This window comes from Streptomyces sp. ISL-94, from assembly GCF_018614075.1.
Taxonomy (GTDB): Bacteria; Actinomycetota; Actinomycetes; order Streptomycetales; family Streptomycetaceae; genus Streptomyces.
In genome coordinates this window covers 35623-62004 of record NZ_JAGGOZ010000095.1, presented here as the reverse complement: position 1 = coordinate 62004, position 26382 = coordinate 35623, and the positions used below count along the sequence as shown (strand labels likewise).

20 protein-coding genes are annotated in these 26382 nt (G+C 72.9%); 12 read left to right on the top strand and 8 right to left on the bottom strand.

Annotated elements, in window-relative coordinates:
* Nucleotides 1-73 precede the first annotated feature (73 nt).
* A complete protein-coding gene (locus tag J7E94_RS27215; RefSeq protein WP_215019454.1) occupies nt 74-853 on the bottom strand; it encodes a DeoR/GlpR family DNA-binding transcription regulator in 780 nt (259 codons plus the stop codon).
* A gap of 191 nt (nt 854-1044) precedes the next feature.
* On the opposite strand from J7E94_RS27215, the gene J7E94_RS27210 reads away from it, so the two are divergent.
* The 3 genes from J7E94_RS27210 (at nt 1045) to J7E94_RS27200 (ending at nt 4159) form a co-directional block, all read left to right on the top strand.
* The gene (locus J7E94_RS27210; RefSeq protein ID WP_215019453.1) at nt 1045-1947 is read left to right on the top strand and encodes an SIS domain-containing protein; all 903 of its coding nucleotides are present in this window, start codon (nt 1045-1047) and stop codon (nt 1945-1947) included.
* Nucleotides 1944-2780, top strand: coding sequence for a class II fructose-bisphosphate aldolase (locus tag J7E94_RS27205; protein WP_215019452.1), 837 nt, complete (start codon nt 1944-1946; stop codon nt 2778-2780). The genes J7E94_RS27210 and J7E94_RS27205 overlap by 4 nt, the downstream gene beginning before the upstream one ends.
* A gap of 188 nt (nt 2781-2968) precedes the next feature.
* The gene (locus J7E94_RS27200; RefSeq protein WP_215019451.1) at nt 2969-4159 is read left to right on the top strand and encodes an acyl-CoA dehydrogenase family protein; all 1191 of its coding nucleotides are present in this window, start codon (nt 2969-2971) and stop codon (nt 4157-4159) included.
* A gap of 121 nt (nt 4160-4280) precedes the next feature.
* Here J7E94_RS27200 and J7E94_RS27195 read toward each other — a convergent pair whose 3' ends face one another.
* Entirely contained in the window at nt 4281-4619 is a 339-nt protein-coding gene (locus J7E94_RS27195; protein WP_215019450.1) for an SAV_915 family protein, read from the bottom strand.
* Between the two features lie 142 nt (nt 4620-4761).
* Here J7E94_RS27195 and J7E94_RS27190 point away from each other — a divergent pair, with 142 nt between their 5' ends.
* From J7E94_RS27190 to J7E94_RS27180, 3 genes are read left to right on the top strand one after another with little or no spacing between them, the layout of a single operon-like run.
* Nucleotides 4762-5733, top strand: coding sequence for an oxygenase MpaB family protein (locus J7E94_RS27190; protein WP_215019449.1), 972 nt, complete (start codon nt 4762-4764; stop codon nt 5731-5733).
* A complete protein-coding gene (locus J7E94_RS27185; RefSeq protein ID WP_215019448.1) occupies nt 5715-7901 on the top strand; it encodes a serine/threonine-protein kinase in 2187 nt (728 codons plus the stop codon). The genes J7E94_RS27190 and J7E94_RS27185 overlap by 19 nt, the downstream gene beginning before the upstream one ends.
* Entirely contained in the window at nt 7898-9478 is a 1581-nt protein-coding gene (locus J7E94_RS27180; protein WP_251057282.1) for an NAD(P)/FAD-dependent oxidoreductase, read from the top strand. Before J7E94_RS27185 ends, J7E94_RS27180 begins: the two co-directional genes overlap by 4 nt.
* Nucleotides 9479-9490: 12 nt before the next feature.
* Here the strand turns inward: J7E94_RS27180 and J7E94_RS27175 are convergent, their stop codons facing one another.
* Nucleotides 9491-9940 carry a nitroreductase family deazaflavin-dependent oxidoreductase gene (locus tag J7E94_RS27175; protein WP_215019447.1) on the bottom strand — a complete coding sequence of 150 codons (450 nt, stop codon included), beginning with the start codon at nt 9938-9940 and terminating at the stop codon, nt 9491-9493.
* A gap of 121 nt (nt 9941-10061) precedes the next feature.
* Between J7E94_RS27175 and J7E94_RS27170 the strand changes: the two genes are divergently transcribed.
* Nucleotides 10062-10439, top strand: a complete 378-nt coding sequence (locus J7E94_RS27170; protein WP_215019446.1) for a VOC family protein — start codon at nt 10062-10064, stop codon at nt 10437-10439.
* A gap of 25 nt (nt 10440-10464) precedes the next feature.
* Here J7E94_RS27170 and J7E94_RS27165 read toward each other — a convergent pair whose 3' ends face one another.
* Nucleotides 10465-12465 (bottom strand): serine hydrolase domain-containing protein, encoded by a 2001-nt coding sequence (locus J7E94_RS27165; protein WP_215019445.1) that lies wholly within the window; start codon nt 12463-12465, stop codon nt 10465-10467.
* A gap of 300 nt (nt 12466-12765) precedes the next feature.
* Between J7E94_RS27165 and J7E94_RS27160 the strand changes: the two genes are divergently transcribed.
* The 3 genes from J7E94_RS27160 to J7E94_RS27150 all read left to right on the top strand — a co-directional run bounded on the left by J7E94_RS27160 (nt 12766) and on the right by J7E94_RS27150 (nt 16686).
* Entirely contained in the window at nt 12766-13881 is a 1116-nt protein-coding gene (locus J7E94_RS27160; RefSeq protein WP_215019444.1) for a nitronate monooxygenase family protein, read from the top strand.
* A gap of 5 nt (nt 13882-13886) precedes the next feature.
* Complete coding sequence (locus J7E94_RS27155; RefSeq protein WP_215019443.1) at nt 13887-15470, top strand: acyl-CoA synthetase; 1584 nt, start codon at nt 13887-13889, stop codon at nt 15468-15470.
* Nucleotides 15471-15573: 103 nt separating this feature from the next.
* The gene (locus J7E94_RS27150) at nt 15574-16686 is read left to right on the top strand and encodes a calcium:proton antiporter (RefSeq protein ID WP_215019442.1); all 1113 of its coding nucleotides are present in this window, start codon (nt 15574-15576) and stop codon (nt 16684-16686) included.
* Between the two features lie 27 nt (nt 16687-16713).
* On the opposite strand, the gene J7E94_RS27145 is transcribed toward J7E94_RS27150, so the two are convergent.
* Complete coding sequence (locus tag J7E94_RS27145) at nt 16714-19191, bottom strand: penicillin acylase family protein (protein ID WP_215019441.1); 2478 nt, start codon at nt 19189-19191, stop codon at nt 16714-16716.
* A 137-nt stretch (nt 19192-19328) separates the two neighbouring features.
* Here J7E94_RS27145 and J7E94_RS27140 point away from each other — a divergent pair, with 137 nt between their 5' ends.
* Nucleotides 19329-20831: a fatty acyl-CoA synthetase gene (locus J7E94_RS27140; RefSeq protein WP_215019440.1), complete on the top strand. Its 1503-nt coding sequence runs from the start codon at nt 19329-19331 to the stop codon at nt 20829-20831.
* 82 nt (nt 20832-20913) lie between these two features.
* On the opposite strand, the gene J7E94_RS27135 is transcribed toward J7E94_RS27140, so the two are convergent.
* From J7E94_RS27135 to J7E94_RS27125, 3 genes are all read right to left on the bottom strand, one after another.
* Nucleotides 20914-21690: a YhjD/YihY/BrkB family envelope integrity protein gene (locus J7E94_RS27135; RefSeq protein WP_251057288.1), complete on the bottom strand. Its 777-nt coding sequence runs from the start codon at nt 21688-21690 to the stop codon at nt 20914-20916.
* A 149-nt stretch (nt 21691-21839) separates the two neighbouring features.
* On the bottom strand, nt 21840-23168 hold the full coding sequence (paaK, locus tag J7E94_RS27130; protein ID WP_215019438.1) for a phenylacetate--CoA ligase PaaK: 1329 nt from the start codon (nt 23166-23168) through the stop codon (nt 21840-21842).
* 565 nt (nt 23169-23733) lie between these two features.
* Entirely contained in the window at nt 23734-25359 is a 1626-nt protein-coding gene (locus tag J7E94_RS27125) for an acyl-CoA synthetase (protein ID WP_215019437.1), read from the bottom strand.
* Between the two features lie 177 nt (nt 25360-25536).
* Between J7E94_RS27125 and J7E94_RS27120 the strand changes: the two genes are divergently transcribed.
* The gene (locus J7E94_RS27120; RefSeq protein WP_215019436.1) at nt 25537-26337 is read left to right on the top strand and encodes a crotonase/enoyl-CoA hydratase family protein; all 801 of its coding nucleotides are present in this window, start codon (nt 25537-25539) and stop codon (nt 26335-26337) included.
* The last annotated feature ends 45 nt before the right edge of the window (nt 26338-26382 follow it).

Here is a 26382-nt window from a genome sequence, read left to right as displayed (position 1 = left end):
TTTGGGGGCTTCCCGTCGGTCTTCGGAAGCCCCCAAACCCTCGCTGATTCCGATGCACTCGGTCCCCGGCCCCCTACACCCGCAGCACCTCGACCCCCGCCCCCTCGAACTCCCGCGCCACCTCCACGGACAGGCCCGTGTCCGTCACCAGGACGTCCACCGACGCCGTAGCGCAGATGCGCGCGAAGGCGCGTACGCCCAGCTTGCTGGAGTCCGCCGCGATGACCACCCGGCGGGCCCGCTCGCACAGCAGGCGGTTGACCGAGGCCTCGTCCTCGTGGCGGGTCGCCGCGCCGTCCACCGGGTCGAAGCCGTCCACGCCGACCACCGCCGTGTCCACCGCGAGCTGGCCGAGCACCTGCTCGGCCAGCGGACCCGTGAGCTCGTACGACTGTGGGCGGGCCACCCCGCCCGTCAGCACGATCTTGAACTGCGGCCGGATCACCAGCTCCCCCGCGATGTTGAGGGCGTTGGTGACCACGGTCAGCGCCGGAGAGCCCGAGGCCAGGTCCGGGCGGCCGGCCAGGGCGCGCGCCACCTCGGTGGTGGTGGTACCGCCCGTCAGGCCGATCACCTCGCCCGGGGTGATCAGGGCCGCCACCGCCTCGCTGATGCGGCTCTTCTCGGCGGCGCGGCGTGAGGTGCGGTAGCGCAGGGGGAGTTCGTACGAGACCCCGTGGAGCACGGCCCCGCCGCGCGTGCGGACCAGCAACTGCTGTTCGGCGAGCTGGTCGAGGTCCCGCCGGATGGTCGCGGCGGACACGCCGAGGGCCTCGGCGGCCGGCTCCACCTCCAGCTCGCCGCGCTCCACCAGCAGGTCCAGCAGCGTCTGCCACCGCTCCTTGCGGGTCATGGGCCGCCCCCTTTCCGCTCACCTTCGGCCTACCCGCAGACATTAACCCAGGCGATCAGGCCACGTCTGCTTGAAGTTGCGCGAAACAGCGGGCTATCTTGCAAGAAAGCGCATCAGGGAAGACCTGGAACCCAGAACCCAGAACCCAGAGTCCAGAGCCCAGAACCCAGAAATCCAGACCGGGAGCCTGTATGAGCCACGTCGCGTACGAGTTGGGCACGCAGCCCGCATGCTGGGAGCAGGCCGCCGAACTGGCCCCGGTCCGGCGGGCGGTGTTGCCGCAGCCGGGGGAGCGTACCGCGATCGTCGGGTGCGGGACCTCGTACTACATGGCCCAGGCGGCCGCCGTGTTGCGCGAGGAGGCGGGCCAGGGTGAGACCGACGCCTTCCCCGCCTCGGAGTTCCCGCGCCACCGCCGCTACGACCGGGTCGTCGCGCTGACCCGGTCCGGGACCACCACCGAGGTCCTGGACCTGCTGGGCGCGCTGCGCGACGCGGGCGTGCCCACGACCGCCGTCATCGGCGATCCGGCGACCCCGGTGATGACCCTCGCCGACGAGGTCGTCGTCCTCGACTTCGCCGATGAGCGGTCCGTCGTCCAGACCCGCTTCGCGACCACGGCCCTCACCCTCCTCCGCGCCCACGCGGGGCTGCACACCGCGGGCGTCGTCGCCGACGCGCGCACCGCGCTCGCCGAGCCGCTCCCCGCCGAGCTGGCTGCCCGCGGCCAGTTCACCTTCCTCGGCCGCGGCTGGAGCGTCGGCCTCGCCCACGAGGCCGCGCTGAAGATGCGCGAGGCCTCCCTGTCCTGGGCCGAGTCCTACCCGGCGATGGAGTACCGGCACGGGCCCATCAGCGTCTCCGGGCCCGGCACCGCCACCTGGTCGCTCGACGCGGCGCCCGACGGGCTCGCCGCACAGGTGCGGGCCACCGGCGCCCAGTGGGTGGCCGGGCGGCTCGACCCGCTCGCCGAACTGGTCCGGGTCCACCGCCTCGCCCTCGCCGTCGCCGAGCATCAGGGGCTGGATCCGGACGCGCCCCGCCACCTCACCCGCTCGGTGATCCTCACCACCGGCGAGGAGGCGGTCCGATGAGCCTCGTCCCCGCCGGCGCACTCGTCCGGGAGGCGGCCGCCGCGGGCCGCGCCGTCGCCGCCTTCAACATCATCACCCTGGAGCACGCCGAAGCGGTAGTCGCCGGAGCCGAGGCGGCGGGGGCGCCGGTCATCCTCCAACTGAGCGAGAACGCCGTGAAATTCCGCGGCGGGCAGCTGCTGCCCATCTCCCGGGCGGCCGCCGCCTGCGCCGAGGCCGCAGCGGTCCCCGTCGGCCTGCACCTCGACCACGTCAAGAGCTCCGAGCTGCTCCGCCAGGCCGGCGATGCGGGATACAGCTCGGTGATGTACGACGCCGCGCACCTCCCGTACGCCGAGAATCTGGAGGCGACCCGCTCCGCCGCCGACTGGGCGCACGCCAACGGGCTGTGGATCGAGGCCGAGCTGGGCGAGGTCGGCGGCAAGAACGGCGCCGCCCCGCTGGACCCGCACGCACCCGGCGCCCGTACCGACCCCGACGAGGCACGGCGGTTCGTGGCCGACTCCGGGGTCGACGCGCTGGCCGTGGCCATCGGCAGCAGCCACGCCATGACCAGCCGGACCGCCGCCCTGGACCATACGCTGCTGGCCCGGCTGGTCAAGACGGTGGACGTACCCCTCGTCCTGCACGGCTCCTCCGGACTGCCCGACGCCGAGCTCGCGGCCGCCGTCGCCGGCGGCATCCGCAAGGTCAACATCGGCACCGCGCTGAACGTTGCCATGACCGGAGCCATCCGCGCCCACCTGACCCCGGCCGACCCCCGCCCCTACCTGACGGCCGCCCGAACCGCCATGGCGGCGACTGCCAAGGCCATGATCACCGCGCTGAACTGAACCGGCCCGCGCCGTGACCCGGCGACATCCCGGCCCGGATCCCGGCCCGGATCCCCAATCCCACTCAGCGGGAGCAAGGCCGCGCTCCGGGCCCCCGGGCCCCCGGCCCTTCCGGATTCTTGCAACAGGTTCTACTCTGACCGCCGCCACGCAGCGACCGGCTGGACCGCGAGACTCCCGGAGGGGCCGTGCACCTCGAATACACGCCTGAGCAGCAGCAGTTGCGCACCGAGCTGCGCGCCTACTTCGCCGAGCTGGTGCCGGAGGACGTCTACGCCCGCTACGAGGACCCGGCCGCCCAAAAGCGCTTCTACCGGGAGACCATCCGCCGCCTCGGCGCCGACGGCTGGCTCGGGGTCGGCTGGCCCAAGGAGTACGGCGGGCGCGGCATGTCGCCGATGGACCAGTTCATCTTCTTCGACGAGGCCGCACAGGCCGTCGTACCGCTGCCCCTGATGGCGCTCAACACCGTGGGGCCGACCATCATGCAGTTCGGCACCGACGAGCAGAAGGCGTACTTCCTGCCCCGGATCCTCGCGGGAGAGATCGACTTCGCCATCGGCTACAGCGAGCCCGACGCCGGCACCGACCTCGCCGCCCTCAAGTGCAAGGCCGTCCGCGAGGGCGACGAGGAGACCGGCACCTACATCGTCAACGGCCAGAAGATCTGGACCACCAACGGCGACACCGCCGACTGGGTCTGGCTCGCCGTCCGCACCGACCCGGACGCCCCCGCGCACAAGGGCATCACCCTGCTCCTCGTCCCGACCTCCGACCCCGGCTACTCCTGCACCCTCATCAACACCCTCGCCTCGCACGACACCACCGCCAGCTACTACGAGAACATCCGCGTCCCGGCGAGCCGGCGCGTCGGCCAGGAGAACAAGGGCTGGCGCCTGATCACCAACCAGCTCAACCACGAGCGCGTCACCCTCGCCGCCCACGGCACCATGGCGATCCGCGCCCTGCACGACGTCCAGCGCTGGGCCGCCGAGACCAAGCTCGCCGACGGCCGCCGCGTCATCGACCTCTCCTGGGTCCGCGGCCGCCTCGCCCGCACCCACGCCCGGCTCGACGCCATGAAGCTCCTGAACTGGCAGATGGTGGGCGCCGTCCAGGACGGCAACCTCACCCCGCAGGACGCCTCCGCCGTCAAGGTCTACGGCTCCGAGGCCCGCAGAGACGCGTACGCCTGGCTCATGGAGATCGTCGGCGCGGCAGGCTCCCTCAAGGACGGCTCCGCCGGCGCGGTCCTGCACGGCGAACTCGAACGCGGCTACCGCAGCGCCGTCATCTTCACCTTCGGCGGCGGCAACAACGAGATCCAACGCGAGATCATCTCCTGGATCGGCCTCGGCATGCCCCGCGTCCGCCGCTGAGGGACCGCTACCCGGCGCGATCGCGGCGTCGCGGTCTGCCGGTGGGGTCCGACCGGTCCCGGGTAGGGGCCGACCGGCCCGAGCGCGGCGGAGGCGGGACCTCCGAAGGCCCCCGGTCCCCTCAGGGCGCGCGGACCGCCGTGGGCGCGGCCGCCTCGTCCGGCACCGGAGTGACGGCGGGAGCCGAGAACGTCGGGTCGACCGTGAGCAGGTGCGCGCCCAGCGGCGCGGCCACGGCGCGCAGCGCGGCCTCGGAGAGCCGGATCCACGGCTGCCCCGCCCCGAGCGTGGCCGCGAGCCGCTCCGGACAGGTAAATCCGACGGCGGTGCGCCATCCGAGCGGAGTGCGGAACATCCGGAGCACCACCTGCGGTGTCCCCGGCCGGACGGGCACGTACAGCGGTCCGGCCGGGCTCCGTTCCTCGGGCTCGGGGTCGTCGGCGTACTGGATCAGGCACATCGGGGCCTCCTGGGATGCGTCGGGCGGTGACGCCGAAGCTACCCCCCCGCCCGGGCCCCCCGCGCCACCCCTGACGGGACCTTGACGACGGCTTGCCCGGTTCATACGCATCACTGACGGGCCGCACGGGTAGGCGTGCGAGGTGGAAAACACCGCGAGACCCGCGTCCGGCGCGGACGCCGGCACCGACCCGGACGCGGACCCCGGGCTGTACGGGCCGTCCTCCGTCACCTGGCAGTGCCACGGCGACCCGGTGATGTGGATCGCCGGAGTCCGGGCGCTCTACCTCCAGGCCCTGCACCCGCGCGCCGTCCGCGGGGTCATGGAGAACAGCGACTTCCGCAAGGACGCCTGGGGGCGGCTGCTGCGCACCGCCGACTTCGTCGGCGCGATCACCTACGGCACCACCGAGACCGCCGAACGCGCCGGCGCCCGGGTGCGTGCCATCCACCGCACGCTGTCCGCCACCGATCCGGACACCGGCGAGCGCTTCCCCGTGGACGACCCCGCTCTCCTCCTCTGGGTGCACTGCGCACAGATCGACAGCTTCCTGCACGTCCTGCTCCGCTCCGGCGTCCCGCTCACCCCCGCGCAGGCCGACCGCTACGTCGACGAGAACCGGGTCAACGCCCGCCTCGTCGGCCTGGACCCGGCCGGGGTACCGGCCGACACGGCAGCCCTCGCCGCCTACTTCGAAGCGGTCCGCCCGCAGCTCGCCGCCGGCCCCGACGCCCACGACGTGTACGACTTCCTGTGCGCCCCGCCCGTCCACCCGCTCCTCGTCCCTGGCCGAAACCAGCTGTGGCGCCCGCTCGCCGACCTCGCCTACGGAACCCTCCCCGGCTGGGCGCACCAGCTGTACGGGCACCCCGCACCGGCCCCGCGCAGCACCACCCGCCGCCTGCGCCTCACCGGACGCGTGCTGCGCAGCATTCCCGCAGGTCTGCGCTGGCAGCTGCCGCCAGGTCACATCTTGAAGGCGATGCGTCGCATGGGCCCCGGGAGTCGCCCCTCGCCGTACACACTGCGTGCATCAGCGGCCATACTGGACCGGCCGGGGAGGGCATCGCACGACGACGGGGGCGGCTTCAAGACATGGCGGAGTCCAGACTGATCCAGGGCCGGTACCGGTCGCTCGATCTGATCGGCCGCGGCGGCATGGGCGAGGTATGGCGCGCCCGCGACGAGTCACTGGGCCGTCAGGTCGCCGTGAAGTGCCTCAAACCGCTCGGACCGGAACAGGACGCCCACTTCACCCAGGTGCTGCGCGAGCGGTTCCGCCGCGAGGCGCGCGTCGCCGCGTCCCTCCAGCACCGGGGCGTCACCGTCGTCCACGACTTCGGCGACGACAGCGCCGCGGGCGGGCCGCTCTACCTCGTCATGGAGCTCCTCGAAGGCCGCAACCTCAGCCAGCTCCTCGCCGACAACGAGACCCGCCCGCTCCCCGTGGACGTGGTCGTCGACATCGCGGAGCAGATGGCCGCCGCCCTCGGCTACACCCACGACCAGGGCGTGGTCCACCGCGACCTGAAGCCGGCCAACATCATGCGGCTCACCGACGGCACCGTGAAGATCTGCGACTTCGGCATCGCCCGCCTCGCCCACGACATCGGCTTCACCGCCAAGCTCACCGGCGGCGGCATGGCCATGGGCACCCCGCACTACATGTCGCCCGAGCAGATCGCGGGCGGCGAGGTCGACCACCGCAGCGACCTCTACTCCCTCGGCTGCGTCCTCTACGAGATCGCCACCGGCGCCCCGCCCTTCGACCTCGGCGACTCCTGGTCGGTACTGGTCGGCCACCGGGACACCGCGCCCGTGCCGCCCCGAGAGCACCGCCCCGAACTGCCCGGCTACTTCGAGCAGGCCGTCCTCGACCTGCTCGCCAAGCGCCCCGAGGACCGCCCCGGCGACGCCCGCCACCTGCACCGGCGCCTCGTCGAGGCACGCCTCGGCCCGGGCGGCCTGCCCGGCGCCCAGGCCCCGCTCCCGGCCTGGGCCCGCGGGATGACGGCCGGGCGCAAGGCCGGGATCGACGCCCGCCCCGCGAGCGGCGCATGGGCCGTGCTCACCGGCTCCTGGACGGCCGCGCGCTCCAGCGGCGAGCAGCCCGCCCAGCCGGCCGGGCCCGCCGAGCCGGCTCTCGCGGCCCCGGCGGTGCTGCCCGCGCAGTCCGCCCAGCCCGCCCCCCGGCCGAGCGGCGGGCACGCCGCCCCGCACGCGAGCGGCCCCCAGCGGATCGTCCGCCCCGCCCCCGACGAGGACCCGCGCCTCACCGCCGCGTACGGGATCCCGCGCGTCCCCGGCCCGCGGGAGAACGGCCCCGAAGCCCTCGCCGCCAGCCACACCCGGGCCTTCGCCCTCAGCCGCGCGGGCCGGCCGGAGGAGGCCCTGGCCGTGTACGAAGCCGTGGCCGAGGGGCGCACCCGGGCACTCGGCCCGGACCATCCCGACACCCTCGCGGCGCGCCAGGAAGCGGCGTACGAACTGGGCAGGCTCGGACGCCACCGGGAGGCCTACGACATCTACAGCGCGGTGCTCGCCGCCCGTCGGCGCACCATGGGGCCGCGCCACCCCGACACCCTGCGCTGCCGCCACAACCTGGCCTGCGCCCTGGGCGCCCTCGGCCGGTTCACGGAGGCCCACCACGCCGCCGCCGAGGTCGCCGCAGACCGGGCGGCCGTGCTCGGCGCCGAGCACGCGGACACGCTCCTGACCCGCTACGAAGTGGCGTACGCGCTCGGCCGGCTGGACCGCTGGGAGGAGGCCCTGGCCGGCTTCCGCGAGGTTGCCGCCGTGCGGGAGCGCGTCCTCGGCCGCGACCACCCCGACACGCTGGCCGCGCGCTACGAGGTCGGCATCGCGCTCGGCCGCACCGGCAACAGCGCCCAGGCCCTCGACCTCTTCCGGGCCCTGGTCCGCGACCGCACCCGTGCCTACGGGGCCGCCGACCCCGAGACGCTCCGCGCCCGGCACGTCCTCGGCGTCAACCTGGGCCGCCTGGACCGCTGGGAGGAGGCCGTCGCCGAGGCCCGGCAGGTGGGCGCCGCCCGGGCCAAGGCCCTCGGCCCCGAGCACCCCGACACCCTGGTCAGCCGCCGGGAACTCGCTGCGGGGCTCGGCCGGCTGGGCCGCTGGGACGAGGCGCTGCCCATCTACCGGGACCTCGCCGGCATCCGCGAACGGTCCCTCGGCGACGAGCATCCCGACACCGCCCTGGCCCACGCCGACGAGGCGCACTGCCTGGAGCGGCTCGGCCAGGTGTGCTACCAAGAGCCATGACAGCCATGCGGGGCTCCGGTGCCTTCGGGCGCGACGTATACGACGACGTGATCGTGGGCGGCGGACACAACGGCCTGGTCGCCGCCGCGTACCTGGCCCGGGCGGGCCGCTCGGTCCTGGTCCTGGAACGGCTCGGGAACACCGGCGGGGCGGCGATCTCCAGCCGCCCCTTCGCCGGGCTCGACGCCCGCCTGTCGCGCTACTCCTACCTCGTCTCCCTGCTCCCCGCGAAGATCGTGCGCGATCTGGGCCTGCGCTTCTCGGTGCGGCGGCGCACGGTGTCCTCGTACACGCCCGTCGAGCGCGGCGGCCGGCCCGGCGGGCTGCTCGTCGGCGGCGGCGAGGCGCGCACCGGGGAGTCCTTCGCCCGGCTGACCGGCTCGGAGCGGGAGTACGAGAGCTGGCGCGCCTTCTACGGGACCACGGGCCGGGTCGCCGAGAGGGTGTTCCCGACCCTCACCGAGCCGCTGCCCACCCGGGAGGAACTGCGGGCCCGGATCGACGACGACGCCGCCTGGCGGATGCTGTTCGAGGAACCCCTCGGGCGGGCGGTCGAGGCGCACTTCGCCGACGACCTGGTGCGGGGCGTGGTCCTGACGGACGGGCTCATCGGCACCTTCGCGGACGCCCACGACCCCTCGCTCGCGCAGAACCGCTGCTTCCTCTACCACGTCATCGGCGGCGGCACGGGCGACTGGGACGTCCCGGTCGGGGGCATGGGCGCCCTGACGGACGCCCTGGCGGCGGCCGCCCGGCAGGCCGGGGCGGAGATCGCCACCGGGCACGAGGTGCTGCGGATCGACACCGATGGGATCGCGCCGGCCGAGGTGGTGTTCCGCACCGCGGTGGGGGAGGGGCGGGTCGTCGCGCGCACGGTGCTGGTGAACGCCTCACCGCGAGCGCTGGCCGAACTCCTCGGCGAAACCCCGGCGGCGGAGCCGGCCCCCGAGGGCGCCCAGCTCAAGGTCAACATGCTCCTGCGGCGGCTGCCGCGGCTGCGGGACACCGCCGTGGACCCGCGCGAGGCCTTCGGCGGCACCTTCCACATCGCCGAGGGGTACGCCGAGCTCGCCCGGGCCTACGCGGAGGCGGCCTCCGGCGAACTGCCGTCCGTACCGCCCTCCGAGATCTACTGCCACTCGCTGACCGATCCGACGATCCTCGGGCCGGAGCTGGTGGAACAGGGGTACCAGACGCTCACCCTCTTCGGCCTGCACACCCCGGCCCGGCTCTTCGGGCACGACAACCAGCAGGCGCGCGAGGTGCTGCTGACCGCCACCCTGGCGCAGCTCGACGCGCACCTGGCCGAACCGCTCACCGACTGCCTCGCCTTCGACGCGGACGGCCGCCCGTGCATCGAGGCGAAGACCCCGCTGGACCTGGAGCGGGACCTGCGGCTGCCCGGCGGCCACATCTTCCACCGGGACCTGTCGTGGCCGTACGCCGGTGCGGGCGGCCGGTGGGGTGTGGAGACCGCCCACCGCAACGTACTGCTGTGCGGTGCGGGGGCGGTCCGGGGCGGCGGTGTGAGCGGCGTTCCCGGGCACAACGCGGCGATGGCGGTGCTGGGGCACTGACCGCCCGCCTCGCTAGCGGGCCGTTTCGATGACGACGATCGGGATCTCGCGGTCGGTCTTGGCCTGGTACTCGTCGTACGGGGGCCAGTGCTTGACCATGAGCGGCCAGTACGCGGTGCGCTCCTCGGGGGTCGCGGTGCGGGCGGTGCCGTGCAGGGTCTCGGGGCCGACCTGGATGCGGACCTCGGGGTGCTCGGTCAGGTTCCGGTACCAGAGCGGGTGTGCCGGGTCGCCGCCCTTGGAGGCGACCAGGAGGTAACGTCCGTCGTCCTCCCCGTAGATGAGGGGGGTCCGCACGGGGTTCCCGGAGACCCGGCCCACGGTGGTCAGCAGGAGCGTCTGGGTGCCGTTCCAGTAGTGGCCCTCGGCCCCGTTCGAGCCCACGTACAGCTTGACGTGGTCCAGCTGCCAGCTTCCCGGCCTGGGGTCGGTCGGGTCGTCCCAGTCGATGTCGACGGTCATACGGTCAGCCTGCCTTCGTGTTGAACGGTCAACGAACCTCAACAACGAGTGCCAACGCCCGCAGGCACGTTCTTCATCCCGGGACGGCGGAGCGCGCGCCCGGCCGGTCTAGGATCCAGCCATGATCGCTGAACTGCAGTGCGTGGTCCTGGACTGTCCCGATCCGCGGCGGCTCGCCGGGTTCTACCGGTCCCTGCTGGGCGGCACCGTCAACCGCCAGGACCGCCGGTGGCAGACCGACGAGGACTGGGCGACGCTGCACACCCCGGCCGGCCTGGTCCTCGCCTTCCAGCGGTCCCCGGACCACAGGCCCCCGCAGTGGGGTGACCCCGCCCGCCCGCAGCAGTTCCACCTGGACTTCGGCGTCCCCGACCTGCACGCGGCCCGGGAGGAGGCCCTGTCGGCCGGCGCGGCCCTGCTCGACGAGGGCCCCGCCGACCGCGGCTGGCACATCTACGCGGACCCGGCGGGCCACCCCTTCTGCCTGGTCCGCCACTGAACCCGGGCCACGCGCGAACCGCCTGCTAGTCCGCCGACCTCGTCCAGCCGGTCGCCTCGATGCGGGCGGCGTCAGCGGGGCGGTCCTCCGCGAAGAGCAGGCGGGCCGGTTCGGATACGCGGATGGCGTCCACGTAGATGCCGCGGCCGACGTAGCGGCCGGTCGCGGTGTGGCGGAAGCGGAGCCGGACCTCGCGGCCCGCCCAGGCGGACGTGAGGGGGGCCTCCAGGCGGTGCCAGATGCGGCCGGACCAGCCGCCCGCGGAGCCCCGCGGCCACGGCTCGGCGGCGCCGCCCGTGGCCCGGACCGTGCTGAACGGCAGCGGCTCCCAGCTCTCCCCGTCGGGCGAGGCCTCCAGGTGGAAGGCGCCCTCGCCGGGCACGGTGTCCCACCACACGGCGCAGCGCAGCCGGGCGGAGCCCGTGGCCGGGGTGAGCGGCGGCAGGGTGAGGGTGCCCGAGCCGCCCGTTTCCATGCCGGAGTACCAGGCGGGGCCGCCGTGCCGGGTACGGACGGGGACGGCGCGCGCGAAGCGGTTGCCGACGGCGACGCGGGGCGCGCTGCCGGCCCGCCAGGTGCGGACGGGGTGCACGGAGTTGCCGAGCAGGATCAGGAAGGAGTCGGTGGAGGGGTCCAGGACGAGGGAAGTGCCGGTGAAGCCGGTGTGGCCCGCGGAGTGCGGGGTGGCCATGGCGCCCATGTACCAGTGCTGGTAGAGCTCGAAGCCCAGACCGTGGTCGTCGCCGGGGAAGGCGGTGTTGTAGTCGGTGAAGAGCAGCTCGACGGAGGCGGGGCGCAGGATGCGCCTGCCCGCGTAGACCCCGCCGTCGAGGAGGGCGCGGGCCAGGACGGCGAGGTCCCAGGCGGTGCCGAAGACCCCGGCGTGGCCGGCGACACCGCCGAGCGCGTACGCGTTCTCGTCGTGGACCTCGCCCCACACCAGCCCGCGGTCCAGGCCGGACCAGGGCGGGCGCTGCACCTCGGTGGCGGCGGTGACCCGGCGCCAGGAGCGCGGTGGGTTGTAGCGAGTGCGGTGCATCCCGAGCGGAGCGGTGATCTCGTCGTGGAGCAGGACATCCAGATTGCGACCGGTGATCCGTTCCAAGAGCAGCTGGAGGGTGATCAGGTTCAGATCGGAGTACCGGTAGACGGTCCCCGGAGTCTCCTGCGGCTGCACCGACCACAGCAGCCGCAGCCGGCCCTCGCGTGTGGTTTCCCGGTAGAACGGCGCCCACGAGCGCAGCCCCGAGGTGTGCGTGAGCAGCTGACGGACCGTGATCAGCTCCTTTCCGCCGCCGGTGAACTCGGGGAGGTACCGGGCCACCGGAGCCTCCAGCTCCAGTCGGCCCCGCTCCATCTGCTGCACGGCCAGGACGGAGGTGAACAGCTTCGTCAGCGAGGCCAGGTCGAAGACGGTGTCCTCGGCCATCGCGATCCGCTCGGCCGCCGGGAACTCGCTCACCCGGTCGGTCCGCCCGTCGTAGTCCGCGTACCGCACGGCATCGCCCATGGCCCGGTGCAGGGCGATGGTGCGGCCCCGGCCGGCGAGGACCACCGCCCCCGCGTAGTAGGGGTGCACGGGCGAGGGGCCCAGGAACCGCCGGGCCTCGTCCGCCACCGCCTCCAGGTGCCGTTCCACCAGCCCGGCCTGGCGCGCGGATCCGTAGCGCAGCTGCAGTCCTTGCAGCGCGCGCCGCTCCGCCGGGTTTCCGGCCGCCCCGGCGCTGCCGGGGAGCGCGGCGTGCAGTACGAGCACCCCGCCGAGCGCGAGCAGCCGCGCCCCCAACCGCCGCCGCGTCAACCCCGGCCCGGGCGAGTCCGTGTCCTCGCACCCAGGCACGTCCCCCCACCCCGGCGAGTCGGTGTCCCCGCACCCGGGCACGTCCCCCTGCCCCGGCGAGTCGGTGTCCCCGCGCCCGGGGACGTCCCCCTGCCCCGACGCGCCCGTGTCCCCACGCCCCGGCAAGTCCGTGTCCCCGCACCCGGGTGCCTGCCGCAGTCCGTCGGCCCCCGTCACTCCTGCCATCTCCGGCCCTCCTGTCCGCTCACGCGCTGCCAGCCGCCTGCTGTCCGCCGCCTGTTGCCCGCTGCCATCCGCAACGGCCCGCACTGCCGCTCCGGGAGGGGGCCACCCCGGGAGCGGGCGCCGCCCCGAGATCCGGCCCCGGGACCCCGAGTCATGCCGAGCGCGCCGCAGGCGACCCGCACGCTAGTGGGTATCTGCCCCTCCGTCGGCCAACGCCCGCACCGACCGCCCCGTAAAGAATCTGACACTGCATCAGAAAATCTCTTCCCTCGCATGCCGGGCTGCGGCATCCTGCCGCCCATGGAGACGGAGCTGAGCAAGAAACTGGGAGTCGAACACGCCATCTTCGGCTTCACGCCCTTCCCGGCGGTCGCCGCCGCCATCACCCGGGCGGGCGGATTCGGCGTCCTCGGCGCGGTCCGCTACACCGCGCCCGACGACCTCAAACGCGACCTCGACTGGATGCAGGCGCACACCGACGGCAAGCCCTACGGCCTCGATGTCGTCATGCCGGCCAAGAAGGCCGTCGACGGCATCAGCGAAGCCGACATCGAGGCGATGATCCCGGCGGGGCACCGCGCCTTCGTCCGCGACACCCTCGCCAAGCACCACGTGCCCGAGCTCGCCGAGGGCGAGGCCTCCGGCTGGCGGATCACCGGCTGGATGGAGCAGGTCGCCCGCAACCAGCTGGACGTCGCCTTCGACTACCCCATCAAACTCCTGGCGAACGCCCTCGGTTCACCGCCCGCAGACGTCATCGCGCGCGCCCACGACCACGGCGTCCTCGTCGCCGCTCTGGCCGGCAGCGCCAAACACGCCCGCCGCCACGCCGAAGCCGGCATCGACGTCGTCGTCGCCCAGGGCTACGAGGCCGGCGGCCACACCGGCGACATCGCGACCATGGTCCTGGTCCCCGAGATCGCCGAGGCCGTCGCCCCGCTCCCGGTGCTCGCCGCCGGCGGCATCGGCAGCGGCGAGCAGATCGCCGCCGGCCTGGCCCTCGGCGCCCAGGGCGCCTGGCTCGGCTCCCTCTGGCTCACCACCACCGAGGCCGACCTCCACTCCCGCGCCCTCACCGAGAAGCTGCTCGCCGCCGGCTCCGGCGACACCGTCCGCTCCCGCGCCCTCACCGGCAAGCCCGCCCGCCAGCTGCGCACCGAGTGGACCGACGCCTGGGACGACCCCGAGGGTCCCGGCGCGCTCCCCATGCCCCTTCAGGGCCTGCTCGTCGCCGAGGCCGTCTCCCGGATCCAGAAGTACGAGGTCCAGCCGCTGCTCGGCACCCCCGTCGGCCAGATCGTCGGCCGGATGAACACCGAACGCAGCGTCCAGGCCGTCTTCGACGACCTCACCAGCGGCTTCGAGCGCGCCATCGACCGCGTCAACCGGATCGCCGGCCGAGTCCGAGAGGTGTGAGCAGCATGACGACGACCACCACGACCGCCACGACCGACCGGCAGCAGCCCCCCAACGGCTTCTGGGCGCAGGCCGCCGCCGACCCCGGGCGCACCGTCCTCATCACATCCGAGGGTGAGGAATGGAGCGCGGGCCGGCTGCACGCCGACGTCAACCGCCTCGTCCACGGCCTGCGCGCCGCCGGCCTGGAGCGGGGCGACGTCTTCGCCGTCGTCCTGCCGAACGGCGTCGAGTTCTTCACCGCCTACCTCGCCGCCGCCCAGGCCGGTTTCTACCTCGTCCCCGTCAACCACCACCTCGTCGGCCCGGAGATCGCCTGGATCGTCTCCGACTCGGGCGCCAAGGTCCTCATCGCCCACGAGCGCTTCGCCGACGCAGCCCTCGCCGCGGCCGACGAGGCCGGCCTGTCCGCGAGCCACCGCTACGCCGTCGGAGCGGTCCCGGGCTTCCGGCCGTACGGGGAACTCCTCGACGGACAGCCCGCCACCCCTCCCAGGGGGCGCACCCTCGGCTGGGTCATGAACTACACCTCCGGCACCACCGGCCGCCCGCGCGGCATCCGGCGCCCGCTGCCCGGCAAGCTCCCGGAGGAAACGTATCTCGGCGGCTTCCTCGGCATCTTCGGCATCCGCCCCTTCGATGACAACGTGCACCTGGTCTGCTCGCCGCTCTACCACACCGCGGTCCTGCAATTCGCGGGCGCGGCCCTGCACATCGGGCACCCGCTCGTTTTGATGGACAAGTGGACCCCGCAGGAGATGCTGCGGCTGATCGACCGGCACGCGTGCACGCACACCCACATGGTCCCCACCCAGTTCCACCGGCTCCTCGCGCTCCCCCAGGAGACGAAGGACGCGTATGACGTCTCCTCGATGCGCCATGCCATCCACGGCGCCGCGCCCTGCCCCGACCACGTCAAACGGGCCATGATCGACTGGTGGGGCCGGTGCGTGGAGGAGTACTACGCGGCGAGCGAGGGCGGCGGGGCCTTCGCCACCGCCGAGGACTGGCTGAAGAAGCCGGGAACCGTCGGCAAGGCCTGGCCGATCAGCGAACTCGCCATCTTCGACGACGACGGCAACCGGCTGCCGCCCGGGGAACTGGGCACCGTCTACCTGAAGATGAACACCGGCGGCTTCAGCTACCACAAGGACGAGGGAAAGACGAAGAAGAACCGCATCGGCGACTTCTTCACGGTGGGCGACCTGGGCCTGATGGACGAGGAGGGGTACCTCTTCCTCCGCGACCGCAAGATCGACATGATCATCTCGGGCGGGGTCAACATCTACCCCGCCGAGATCGAGTCCGCCCTCCTCAGCCATCCGGCGGTCGCCGACGCCGCCGCCTTCGGCGTCCCGCACGCCGACTGGGGCGAGGAGGTCAAGGCCGTCATCGAACCGGCCGAGGGATTCGAGGCGGGGGACGCGCTGGCCACGGAGATCCTGCACCACTGCGCGCAGCAGCTCGCCGGCTACAAGCGCCCCAAGACGGTCGACTTCATCAAGACGATGCCCCGCGACCCCAACGGCAAGCTGTACAAGCGGCGGCTGCGCGACCCGTACTGGGAAGGCCACGACCGCGCCATGTGACGGCGTCTGCCGCGCCCGGATATCTGGTGAGAAGTGCCACGTCGGGGCCCCGGAGGCGCGCCTTGCGCCGCACGGGAGGAACAGTTCTGGCAACTTGGCTGACATGAGTACGGCAACGCGCACCTCCCCCCTGACCGACTGGACCCTCCTGGTCCCCGTGGTGGCCCTCGTGGCGCTCGTCTTCAGCTGGGGGCGCGACCTGCCCGGGTTCGCGGTGGCGCTGGTATCCCTCTGCCTGGCGGGCGCGGTGCTGGCGGCCGTCCACCACGCCGAGGTCGTCGCCCACCGCGTCGGCGAACCCTTCGGCTCCCTCGTCCTGGCCGTCGCCGTCACCGTCATCGAAGTGGCGCTCATCGTCACCCTGATGGCCGACGGCGGCGGCAAGACCGCCTCCCTCGCCCGGGACACCGTCTTCGCCGCCGTCATGATCACCTGCAACGGCATCGTGGGCCTGTCCCTGCTCGTCGGCGCCCTGCGCAACCGCGTCGCCGTCTTCAACGCCGAAGGCTCCGGCGCGGCCCTCGCCACCGTCGCGACCCTCGCCGTCCTCAGCCTCGTCCTGCCGACCTTCACCACCTCCAAGCCGGGTCCCGAGTTCTCCACCGCCCAGCTGACCTTCGCCGCCGTCGCCTCGCTCGCGCTCTACGGCCTGTTCATCACCGTCCAGACCGTCCGCCACCGGGACTACTTCCTGCCTGTGGACACTGGGCGGAGACCCGGCACGCACGCCGACGACTCCGCCCACGCCACGCGGCCCACCGCCCGCGCCGCCCTCGCCGGCCTCGGCCTGCTGCTGGTCGCGCTCGTCGCGGTGGTCGGCAACGCCAAGGCCGTCTCGCCGACCATCGAGAAGGGCGTCGCCGACGCCGGCCTGCCCAACGCCGTCGTCGGTGTGATCATCGCCCTGCTCGTCCTGGCCCCCGAAACCCTGGCCGCCGTCCGCGCGGCCCGCCGCGACCGCGTCCAGACCAGCCTCAACCTGGGCTACGGCTCCGCCATCGCCAGCATCGGCCTGACCATCCCGGCCATCGCCCTGGCCTCGGTCTGGCTCTCGGGCCCGCTGACGCTGGGCCTCGACCCGGTCCACATGGTGCTGCTCGCCCTGACCGTCGTGGTCAGCGCCCTGACCCTCGCCCCCGGCCGCGCCACGCTGCTCCAGGGCGGTGTGCACCTCGTCCTGCTGGCCGCGTACCTCTTCCTGGCCGTCAGCCCGTGAGGGCCGCGGCCAGGAAGAGGGAACGGGTCACCGGCGCTCGCGCGGCCACACCACCTTCAGCTGCGGCGAGGTGAGGATGTCCCGCTCGCAGAACCTCGAGGTCACCCAGCGCTCCTGCGAGAACAGCCGGGTCTGGTCCGCGTAGGAGGGCGAGTTCGGGTTCGCCGACTGGCTGTACGTCAGCAGGGTGCGCGCCACCGGGCAGCGCCCGCCGTCCCAGCCCACCGCCTGGATGTGGCTGGAGCCGTGCACGACCTCCGGGTAGCCGCCGGCCGCCGCGTTCCACGGCGCCTCGATCTTGTTCCAGACGCCGAGCCCCTCCGTACCGCCGCCCACCGGCAGCTTCTGCCCGCCGCGGACCACGAACTGGTGCTCGCCCAGCGGGGCGTCCAGCGCGATCCCGGCCCCCCTCAGCTCGGCGACCGCGTCCGCGAGGGACCGCCCGATGCCGGGCGCGGCCTGGTTGAGCGTACGGGGCGTGTGTACGGGATCGGCCGCCGAGAACGGCACCAGCCACAGGTCCTTGGCCGGGGTCGTGGCCGTCACCTTGCGCCAGAACCGGTCGAAGAGCAGCGCGCCGCGACTGGAGCTGTCGGCGGTACGGTCCCAGCCCGCCAGCACCCCGCACGCCGCCGAGACGTCCACGGCGCTGCCGTCGCTCGCGGTCGCCGTACCACCGGGCAGGGCCGCGCAGGCCCGCGCCGCGTCGGCGGCCGCCAGATCACCGGCCGGCACCCGGTTCGCGAACTGCTGCTTCTGCAGGTCGGCCACGGTCAGCCGGCCCTTCGCGGCCATCGCCGACACGTCCTCCACCGCACCGCGCGTACGCATCGAGCGCGGGGTGGAGACGTTGCCCCAGACCCGCTCGTAGCCGGTCAGCGGACGGTCGGCATTGGCCAGCCAGGCGCTGTCGTTGGAGTTCTCCACGTACGGGGCGTCGCGCAAGGCCGGCGCCTTCCCCGGCCCGAACACGCCCGGCTGTACGGCGTCCGGATCCGCGCCAAGCGCGCAGTCGCCGCGTGAACCGTCCAGGACCGCCAGCCCCGAGGCCGGATACGTGGCCCGGCCGAGCGGGGTGGAGCAGCGGGCGGCGAGCTCGTCGGTGATGCGGGGGAGCACCTGGGACTGGGTGAAGAGGGTGCCGCCCGCGGAGTCCGCGGCCACCGTGTTGACCCAGGGCAAGCCCTGCGTGCGCCGCAGGGCGTCCTGGATGCCCGTGACCGAGCGGGCCCTGCCCATGGCGAGGGCGGTGTCGGAGCCGCGCAGGTTCGCCGCGTTGGGGTCGTTCAGCGCGTACGCCGTCCCTGCCGTCCAGGGCAGGGGCAGGCTCGGGCCGAGGCCCGTGATCACGGGCCCGTAGCGGGTCCACCACTGGGTGCGGGTGACCGGATCGCCCGTCGCCACGGGGACGGTGACGGTCCGCCGGGTCATCTTCTCCGGCTTCCCGTCGACCAGGTAGGCGGTCGGATCGGCCGGGTCGAGGGCCAGCTGGTGCAGGTTGACGGGGGTGCCGGTGGCCACCGTATGGCTCCAGGCCACCTTCTCGTTGAAGCCGATGTTGACCACGGTGGTGCCGAGCAGGGAGCCGCCCGAGACGTTCAGCTCGCCCGGTATGGTCTGCTGCGACTGCCAGAAGCGGCGGCCGCCCTGCCAGGGGTAGTGCGGGTTGCCGAGCAGCAGACCGCCGCCGCTCGCCGTGGTGGAGCCGGCGAAGGCCACCGCGTTGGAGCCCATGTCGTAGCGGGTGGTGTCGAAGAACTCCCGGGCGGCCTCGGCAGCGGCGGCCGGATCCGCCTCCTGTGCGTCCGCGGTACGGGCACCTGACGCGCTCGGCGTCTGCGGGGCCGGCGCCTGAGCGCCCGGTGGCTGCGCGCCCGTGATGCCGTCGATGCCGCGCCCCTGGCCGCCGAGGACCGAGACCGCGAAGCCGCGGGCGGCCACGTCCGTGGCGGTGACCGGGTGGACCCAGGCCGCGCCCTTGCAGGCCGGGTCGGTGACCTCGTTCTGGGCGAGCCAGGCGTTGTAGCCGGCGGCCCAGCCGCGCATCAGCTCCTTCAGGTGCGTGCTGGGACCGGCCGGAGCGGGCGTCGAGAGCAGCCGCTCGACCGTGCCGGACTCCCGTACGCCCTTGAAGTACAGGTCGCTGGAGAGGTTCCCGGTGGCGGACGAGAGCGACCCGTCGGGGGCGGCTTCGGGGCCGAACCAGTGCGAGCGCTCCCCCGCGACGGTCACGAACCCGTCGGCCAGGACGCACACCTGGTCGGCGGCCTGCGCCCAGCCGGTGCCGAAGCCGAGGTGCGCGTAGTCCCGGGCGACTATGTGGGGTATGCCGTTCTCGGTGTAGCGGATGACCGCCGAAAGCCCGCCGCCGGAGGCGGTGTTGTCGTCGGTGGCCGCCGCGGCCTGCGGGATCGCAGCGGTGGCGGCTAGGAGGGCGGCGCCGAGCAGGGCGACGCGGCGGAATACGGGTCGGGTGGGGCGGTGTGCATCGAAAGCGCGCAACATGTCTCCCAAGTAGCCTGCGATCGAGCGTGGTTGCTCGTGAAGCCGGTGGTGCTCGGGCTGCCCCACACTCATGCAGGTGATCGGATGATCTGTCAACATCCCGTTTGGTATCCAACGGGGGAGACGAGGTTCGCGTCATGAAGGCAGTGCGGCAGAACACGGTCGACGGACTGGTGCGGGACAGCGCGCGGCGGACCCCGGACCGGACGGCGCTCCGCTACCGGGAACGGAGCTGGAACTACGCCCGGCTCGACGCGGCCGTCTCCACCGCCGCGGCGCTCCTCAGGGGGCACCACGGGCTGGCCCCCGGCGACCGGGTCGCCACCTTCGCGCACAACTCCGACGCCTACCTGATCGCGTTCCTCGCCTGCGCCCGGGCCGGGCTCGTCCACGTCCCGGTGAACCAGAATCTGACGGGCGAGGACCTCGCCTACATCCTGCGGAACTCGGAAAGCGCCCTGGTGCTCGCCGATCCGGAACTGGCCGGCCGGGTGCCGGCGGGGTACGAGGTACGGCCGCTGCGGGACCTGGCCGATCCGGAGGCGGAACAGACGCCGTACGAAGGGACCGGCGACCCCGACACCGTGGTCCAGCTGCTCTACACCTCCGGCACCACGGCCCTGCCCAAGGGCGCGATGATGACGCACAAGGCCCTCGTCCACGAGTACGAGAGCGCGATCGAGGCGCTGGACCTGGCCGAGGGGGACCGGCCGGTGCACTCGCTGCCGCTCTACCACTCGGCGCAGATGCACGTCTTCCTGCTGCCGTACCTGGTGGTGGGGGCGGAGAACACGATCCTGGACGCGCCGGTCGCGGAGCAGATCTTCGACCTGGTCGAGGCGGGGCGGGCGGACAGCCTCTTCGCCCCGCCGACGGTGTGGATCGCCCTTGCCAACCACCCGGACTTCGGGCGGCGGGACCTGGGCGCGCTGCGCAAGGCGTACTACGGGGCCTCGATCATGCCGGTGCCGGTCCTGGAGCGGCTGCGCGGCCGGCTGCCGGGGCTCGGCTTCTACAACTGCTTCGGGCAGAGCGAGATCGGGCCGCTGGCCACGGTGCTGGGGCCGGCGGAACACGAGGGGCGGATGGACTCGTGCGGGCGTCCGGTACGCCATGTCGAGGCGAAGGTCGTCGACGAGGAGGGCAAGGACGTCCCGGACGGCACGGCGGGCGAGGTGGTCTACAGGTCCCCGCAGCTGTGCCTGGGGTACTGGAACGACCCGGAGGCGACGGACCAGGCCTTCCGGGACGGGTGGTTCCGCTCGGGGGACCTGGCGGTGCGGGACGCGGAGGGCTACTTCACGGTGGTGGACCGGGTGAAGGACGTCATCAACTCGGGCGGGGTACTGGTCGCCTCACGGCAGGTGGAGGACGTGCTGTACACCCATCCGGGCGTGGCCGAGGCGGCGGTGGTCGGGCTGCCCGACGAGCGGTGGATCGAGGCGGTGACGGCGGTGGTGGTCCCGCGCGGGGAGGTGACGGAGGCGGAGCTGATGACGTACGCGCGGGAGAAGCTGGCCCACTTCAAGGCCCCGAAGCGGGTCCTGTTCGTGGCCGCCCTCCCGCGCAACGCCAGCGGCAAGATCCTCAAGCGCGAACTCCGCGACCGCTTCGGGCAGCCCCCGGCCGGCGCCCACTGAGCCCACCCGGCCGCCGCCCCCGTGTGGTGGCCAAGAGCTGACAGGCGGCTCCTGTATATCCCGGCATCGCCGGACCGCTCGGTCAGCCCGGTCCCGGATCATGGGAAGGGGAGTCGTCGGGGGGAAAGACTCCGCTGTGGCGCAGGCGCTGCAGGGTGAGGTGCTCATGGAAGAGGCGACCGACGAGGGCCCCTCCGTAGACCACGAAGCCGATGCCGACCAGCCAGGACTGGACGACCAGCAGGGTTCCGAAGGGGCCGTAGGTCACGGCGTTCGAGGCGATCAGCGGGGAGAACACCAGCTGCGAGAAGACCCGCAGTCCCAGCAGCCCGAGGCTGGTGGCCACGGCCCCCGGGATCAGGGCGCGCCAGCGGACCCGGCCGCCCAGCAGCAGCCGCTGCGAGCCCCAGAAGAACAGGCAGGTTCCGAGGAGGTCGCCCATGGTGCCCAGGATCGGGCCCATGGCGTTGTCCGACGGAGCCGGGATCTCGACGAGCAGGGCGAGGTAGCAGACCAGCAGGGCCAGCCAGATGACGTGCCGCCACATGGTGTGCCAGCGGGCGGTCGGAAGGTCCCAGACCTTCTCGTAGCCGGTCTGCACGGCCGAGCCGAAGGTCAGGCCGAAGACGGCCAAGGCCGCGAGCCCGAAGGCGGTGGTCCGCTCCAGCGCCAGGTCCGCCGCGCTGAACAGCATCTCGACCCGCGCCCGCGAGGACTCCGTCACCCCGAGGGCCTGGCCGAGCCATCGGCCGAACCCCGAACCGCTGCCGGGCGCGGCGGCCGCCACCACCACCAGCAGCGGCACCAGGGTGAGGAACCCGAGGGCGGCGAAGCCCATGGCCCGGTGCATCAGCTCCATCTCCCGGCCGCGGCTCCAGGCCAGCCCGACAGGGGAACCCTGGAGACGGTCGTAGAGCTGCCGGATGAGGGAGATCACGCCTCATGCACTACCCGGCAGCGCCCGCCGGCTCCCGGGAGCCGCCTCGAAATAGACCCGAAGGGGTGGTTTCAGCCGCCCCCAGGCGCATCTCCTCCCTCTCCGACCCCGCGGAGGTCCACCAGCCGCTTGATCTTCCCCACGGAGCGTTCCAGCGTCTCCGGATCGACCACCTCGACCTTCACGGAGACCCCGATCCCCTCCTTGACGGACCGGACCACGGCGGCGCCCGCGGTCTCCCGCCGGGCGGCGTCCGCCTCCCGGCGCGCCTCCACCCGTACCGTCAAGGCGTCCATCCTGCCCTCCTTCGCCAGCCGCAGCTGGAAATGGGGAGCGAGACCGGCCGTCCGCAGGAGGATCTCCTCGATCTGGGTCGGATATATGTTCACCCCGCGCAGGATGATCATGTCGTCGCTGCGGCCCGTGACCTTCTCCATCCGGCGGAAGGCCGGACGGGCCGTCCCGGGCAGCAGCCGCGTCAGATCCCGGGTGCGGTAGCGGATGACGGGCATGGCCTCCTTGGTGAGGGAGGTGAACACCAGCTCTCCGGGCTGGCCCTCCGGCAGGACCGCGCCGGTCAGCGGATCGACCACCTCGGGGTAGAAGTGGTCCTCCCATATGTGGAGCCCGTCTTTGGCGGAGGCGAATTCCTGCGCCACGCCCGGACCCATGACCTCGGACAGCCCGTATATGTCCACCGCGTCGATGCCGAGCCGCTCCTCGATCTCCCGGCGCATCTCCTCGGTCCACGGCTCCGCGCCGAATATGCCCGTTCTGAGCGAGGTCGCACGCGGGTCCACCCCCTGGCGCTCCATCTCGTCCAGCAGGGTCAGCATGTACGAGGGGGTCACCATGATGACCTCCGGGCGGAAGTCCTGGATGAGTCGGACCTGCCGGTCCGTCATCCCGCCCGAGGCGGGCACGACCGTACAGCCGAGGCGCTCGGCGCCGTAGTGCGCGCCGAGGCCCCCGGTGAACAGTCCGTAGCCGTAGGCGATGTGGATGATGTGGCCGGGCCGTCCGCCCGCGGCCCGTATGGACCGGGCGACGACATCTGCCCAGGTTGAAAGGTCCCCGTCGGTGTATCCGACGACGGTGGGGCGCCCGGTGGTGCCGCTGGAGGCGTGGATGCGGCGCACCTGCGCGCGGGGAACGGCGAACATGCCGAAGGGGTACTGGTCGCGCAGATCGGTCTTGGTGGTGAAGGGGAACAGGGCGAGATCGGAGAGGGAGCGGCAGTCGTCGGGGTGCAGGCCGGCCTTGTCGAAGGCCTCCCGGTAGAACGGCACCCGGTCGTAGGCGCGGTGCAGGGTCGCGCGCAGTCGCGTCAGCTGGAGCGCGGCCAGCCCGTCGCGGCTCAGCCGCTCGCCTTCGTCGTGGAGATCCGCGTAAGCCGCCATGCCGTCACCTCATCGTGGAGAAACCGACCGATCATTCGGTAGATTGCCAGTCGCCGGCCGGGTAAATCAATGACTCGAACGAGTGATCGTCTGTTGTGATGAGCCGCATGCCTACCTCCGTCCGGGCTGGATGGTTGGCCGGTCTGGACGGTTTGACCGGGGACGGGGACGGGGCGGGGTGTTGTCCGGGACGTAAAACGTGATTTGTGGCGCGCGCCGAGCCTGTACAGGGCACCTCCGATGGGGCGCCGCAAATCATGAGTCCCGGACAACACCCCACCCCGGCACCGGCCCCGGTCCCCGCGAAGCTTCCGTCAGGGACCCCGCCCCGCCGCGGCTCCGAATAGGGACCCGCTCCGCCGCAGCCCCCGGCCCGGGGACCCTCCCGGCGGCGACCCTGGCCGGGTACCCGTTGCGGCCCCCGGCCGGGGACCCGTTGCGGCCCCGGCGGCCGGGGAGCCCGTTGCGGCCGCGGCGGCCGGGGAGCCCGTGAGCCCCCGGCCGGGACGCCGCCGAGGTCCCGTGGAGCCCCCGCCGGGGGAGACCGCCGAGCCCCCCGCAGGGGCTACGCGTTTGCCTCCGTTGCCACCGTTTTTGCCCAGCGGTAGTCCGCCTTGCCGCTCGGGGAGCGTTGGATGGTGGGCGTGATGACCAGCTGGCGCGGGATCTTGTAGCCCGCCAGCCTGGTGCGGCAGTGGTTCTGGATCTCGTCCAGGGTCGGTTCCGGGGCGCCCGCGCGGAGTTGGACCACCGCGGCCACGTGGCTGCCCCATTTCGGGTCCGGGACGCCCGCCACGAGGGCGTCGTACACGTCCGGGTGGGACTTGAGCGCCTGCTCGACCTCCTCCGGATAGACCTTCTCGCCACCCGTGTTGATGCACTGCGAGCCGCGCCCGAGGACGGTGACGATGCCCGCCTCGTCCACCGTGGCCATGTCGCCGAGCAGCACCCAGCGCTCCGTGCCCTTCTGGAAGAAGGTCTCGGCGGTCTTCGCCGGGTCGTTGTAGTAGCCCAGCGGGACATGCCCGCGCTGCGCGAGACGCCCCGGTACGCCCACCGGCACCGGCTCGTGCGTCACCGGGTCCACCACCTGCGTACGGTCGTTGACCTCCAGGCGGAAGCCCTTCTCCGGGCTCGAGTCGCTCGCCGCCCGCCCGTTGGAGCCGGACTCCGACGATCCGAAGTTGTTCAGGAGCAGCACGTTCGGCGCCAGCCGCTGGAACTCGGCCCGTACCGTCTCCGACATGATCGCGCCTGACGAGGAGACGCTGAACAGCGAGGACAGGTCGGTCCCCTTGAGCGGGCCGTTCAGGGCGTCGATGAGCGGCCGCAGCATCGCGTCACCCACCAGCGACACGCTGGAGACCTTCTCCTTCTCGATCGTACGGAGCACCTCTTCGGGCGCGTACTTGCGGTGGATGACCACCCGCTGGCCGTAGTTGAAGGCGATGAACGAGGTGAGGGTGGACGTGCCGTGCATCAGCGGAGGGGCGGGGAAGAAGGTCAGCCCGGCGCCCTTCGACGCGACCCGCTCCGCCAGCTCCTCGGGCCGTTTGACCGGCTCCCCCGAGGGCTCGCCGCCGAAGAGCCCGGCGAAGAAGAGGTCCTCGGCCCGCCACATGACGCCCTTGGGCATACCGGTCGTACCGCCGGTGTAGATGATGAACAGGTCATCGGGCGACCTGGGTGCGAAGCCGCGCTCCGGTGAGCCGGCCGCCTCGGCGTCCGGGTACGCGACCGGCGCGATCGAGGGCTCCGGCGCCCCCTCGGGGGCCGCCCCGACGCGGATCAGGTGGCGGAGCTTCGTCGTCTGCGGGAGGGCGGCGGCCACCCGCTCGGTGAACTCGCCCTCGAAGACGAGCGTGGCGAGGCCGGCGTCGTTGTAGAGGTAGACCAGCTCCTCCTCCACGTACCGGTAGTTGACGTTCACCGGAACCAGCCGGGCCTTCAGGCAGGCCAGTACGGTCTGCAGGTACTCGATCCCGTTGTAGAGGTGCAGGCCCACGTGTTCGCCGGGCTTCAGCCCGCTGTCCAGCAGGTGGTGCGCGACGCGGTTCGCCGCCGTGTCCAGCTCCGCGTACGTGAGGCGGCGCTCGGCGCCGGTCCCGGGGTGGTCCACGTACACGAGGGCCTCGCGGTCCGGAACCACGTCCACGACCGATTCGAACAGGTCGGCAAGGTTGTACTCCACCGTTCCTCCTGACCCCGAAAAATGCCCATGGCTGGTCTGCTCCGGCGGTCATTAGAGCGCCGCCGACCGCAAGTGGGAAGGGAGCGGCCCAAGAAATCTGACTGAGTGTCAGAAAACTATTGAACTGCACCGGCCCCTACTGCAACCTGTTCTAGGTCTTGAGACGGGAGGACGGCAATGGGTGGGACGGAACACCTGACCGTGGAACGCCACGGCGCCACGCTGGTGCTCACCATGAACAGGCCCGAGGCGAAGAACGCGCTCTCGCTGCCGCTGCTGGTGGGGCTGTACGACGGCTGGCTGGAGGCGGACGCCGACGACGAGATCCGCTCCGTGGTGCTGACGGGCGCGGGCGGGGACTTCTGCGCCGGAATGGACCTCAAGGCGCTGGCCGGGAAGGGGATGGCGGGCGACCAGTACCGGGACCGGCTCAAGGCCGACCCCGACCTGCACTGGAAGGCGATGCTCCGCCACCACCGGCCGCGCAAGCCGGTGATCGCGGCGGTGGAGGGCTACTGCGTGGCAGGCGGGACCGAGATCCTGCAGGGCACGGACATCCGGGTGGCGGGGGAGGGGGCCACCTTCGGGCTGTTCGAGGTCAAGCGGGGGCTCTTCCCGATCGGGGGCTCCACGGTGCGGCTGCCGCGGCAGATCCCGCGGACGCACGCGCTGGAGATGCTGCTGACCGGGCGGCCGTACCCCGCGGAGGAGGCGGCGCGGATCGGGTTGATCGGGCGGGTGGTGGAGGAAGGGACGGCGCTGGAGGCGGCCCTGGAGATCGCCGAGCGGATCAACGCGTGTGGGCCGTTGGCGGTGGAGGCGGTGAAGGCGTCGGTCTACCAGGCCGCGGAGCTGACGGAGGCGGAGGGGTTGGCCGCGGAGCTTGTGCGGGGGTGGCCGATTTTTGACACCGCGGATGCGAAGGAGGGGGCGCGGGCCTTTGCGGAGAAGCGGGCCGCGGTGTATCGGCGGGAGTAGGACCGGGGCGCTGCCCCGGACCCCGCGCCTCAAACGCCGGCGGGG

Bases quoted from the DNA above. Each gene is read 5' to 3' on its own strand.
- J7E94_RS27215 (WP_215019454.1), bottom strand. From the start codon at position 853: ATGACCCGCAAGGAGCGGTGGCAGACGCTGCTGGACCTGCTGGTGGAG.
- J7E94_RS27210 (WP_215019453.1), top strand. From the start codon at position 1,045: ATGAGCCACGTCGCGTACGAGTTGGGCACGCAGCCCGCATGCTGGGAG.
- J7E94_RS27205 (WP_215019452.1), top strand. From the start codon at position 1,944: ATGAGCCTCGTCCCCGCCGGCGCACTCGTCCGGGAGGCGGCCGCCGCG.
- J7E94_RS27195 (WP_215019450.1), bottom strand. From the start codon at position 4,619: ATGTGCCTGATCCAGTACGCCGACGACCCCGAGCCCGAGGAACGGAGC.
- J7E94_RS27185 (WP_215019448.1), top strand. From the start codon at position 5,715: ATGGCGGAGTCCAGACTGATCCAGGGCCGGTACCGGTCGCTCGATCTG.
- J7E94_RS27180 (WP_251057282.1), top strand. From the start codon at position 7,898: ATGACAGCCATGCGGGGCTCCGGTGCCTTCGGGCGCGACGTATACGAC.
- J7E94_RS27175 (WP_215019447.1), bottom strand. From the start codon at position 9,940: ATGACCGTCGACATCGACTGGGACGACCCGACCGACCCCAGGCCGGGA.
- J7E94_RS27170 (WP_215019446.1), top strand. From the start codon at position 10,062: ATGATCGCTGAACTGCAGTGCGTGGTCCTGGACTGTCCCGATCCGCGG.
- J7E94_RS27165 (WP_215019445.1), bottom strand. From the start codon at position 12,465: ATGGCAGGAGTGACGGGGGCCGACGGACTGCGGCAGGCACCCGGGTGC.
- J7E94_RS27160 (WP_215019444.1), top strand. From the start codon at position 12,766: ATGGAGACGGAGCTGAGCAAGAAACTGGGAGTCGAACACGCCATCTTC.
- J7E94_RS27155 (WP_215019443.1), top strand. From the start codon at position 13,887: ATGACGACGACCACCACGACCGCCACGACCGACCGGCAGCAGCCCCCC.
- J7E94_RS27150 (WP_215019442.1), top strand. From the start codon at position 15,574: ATGAGTACGGCAACGCGCACCTCCCCCCTGACCGACTGGACCCTCCTG.
- J7E94_RS27145 (WP_215019441.1), bottom strand. From the start codon at position 19,191: ATGTTGCGCGCTTTCGATGCACACCGCCCCACCCGACCCGTATTCCGC.
- J7E94_RS27140 (WP_215019440.1), top strand. From the start codon at position 19,329: ATGAAGGCAGTGCGGCAGAACACGGTCGACGGACTGGTGCGGGACAGC.
- J7E94_RS27135 (WP_251057288.1), bottom strand. From the start codon at position 21,690: ATGGAGCTGATGCACCGGGCCATGGGCTTCGCCGCCCTCGGGTTCCTC.
- paaK (WP_215019438.1), bottom strand. From the start codon at position 23,168: ATGGCGGCTTACGCGGATCTCCACGACGAAGGCGAGCGGCTGAGCCGC.
- J7E94_RS27120 (WP_215019436.1), top strand. From the start codon at position 25,537: ATGGGTGGGACGGAACACCTGACCGTGGAACGCCACGGCGCCACGCTG.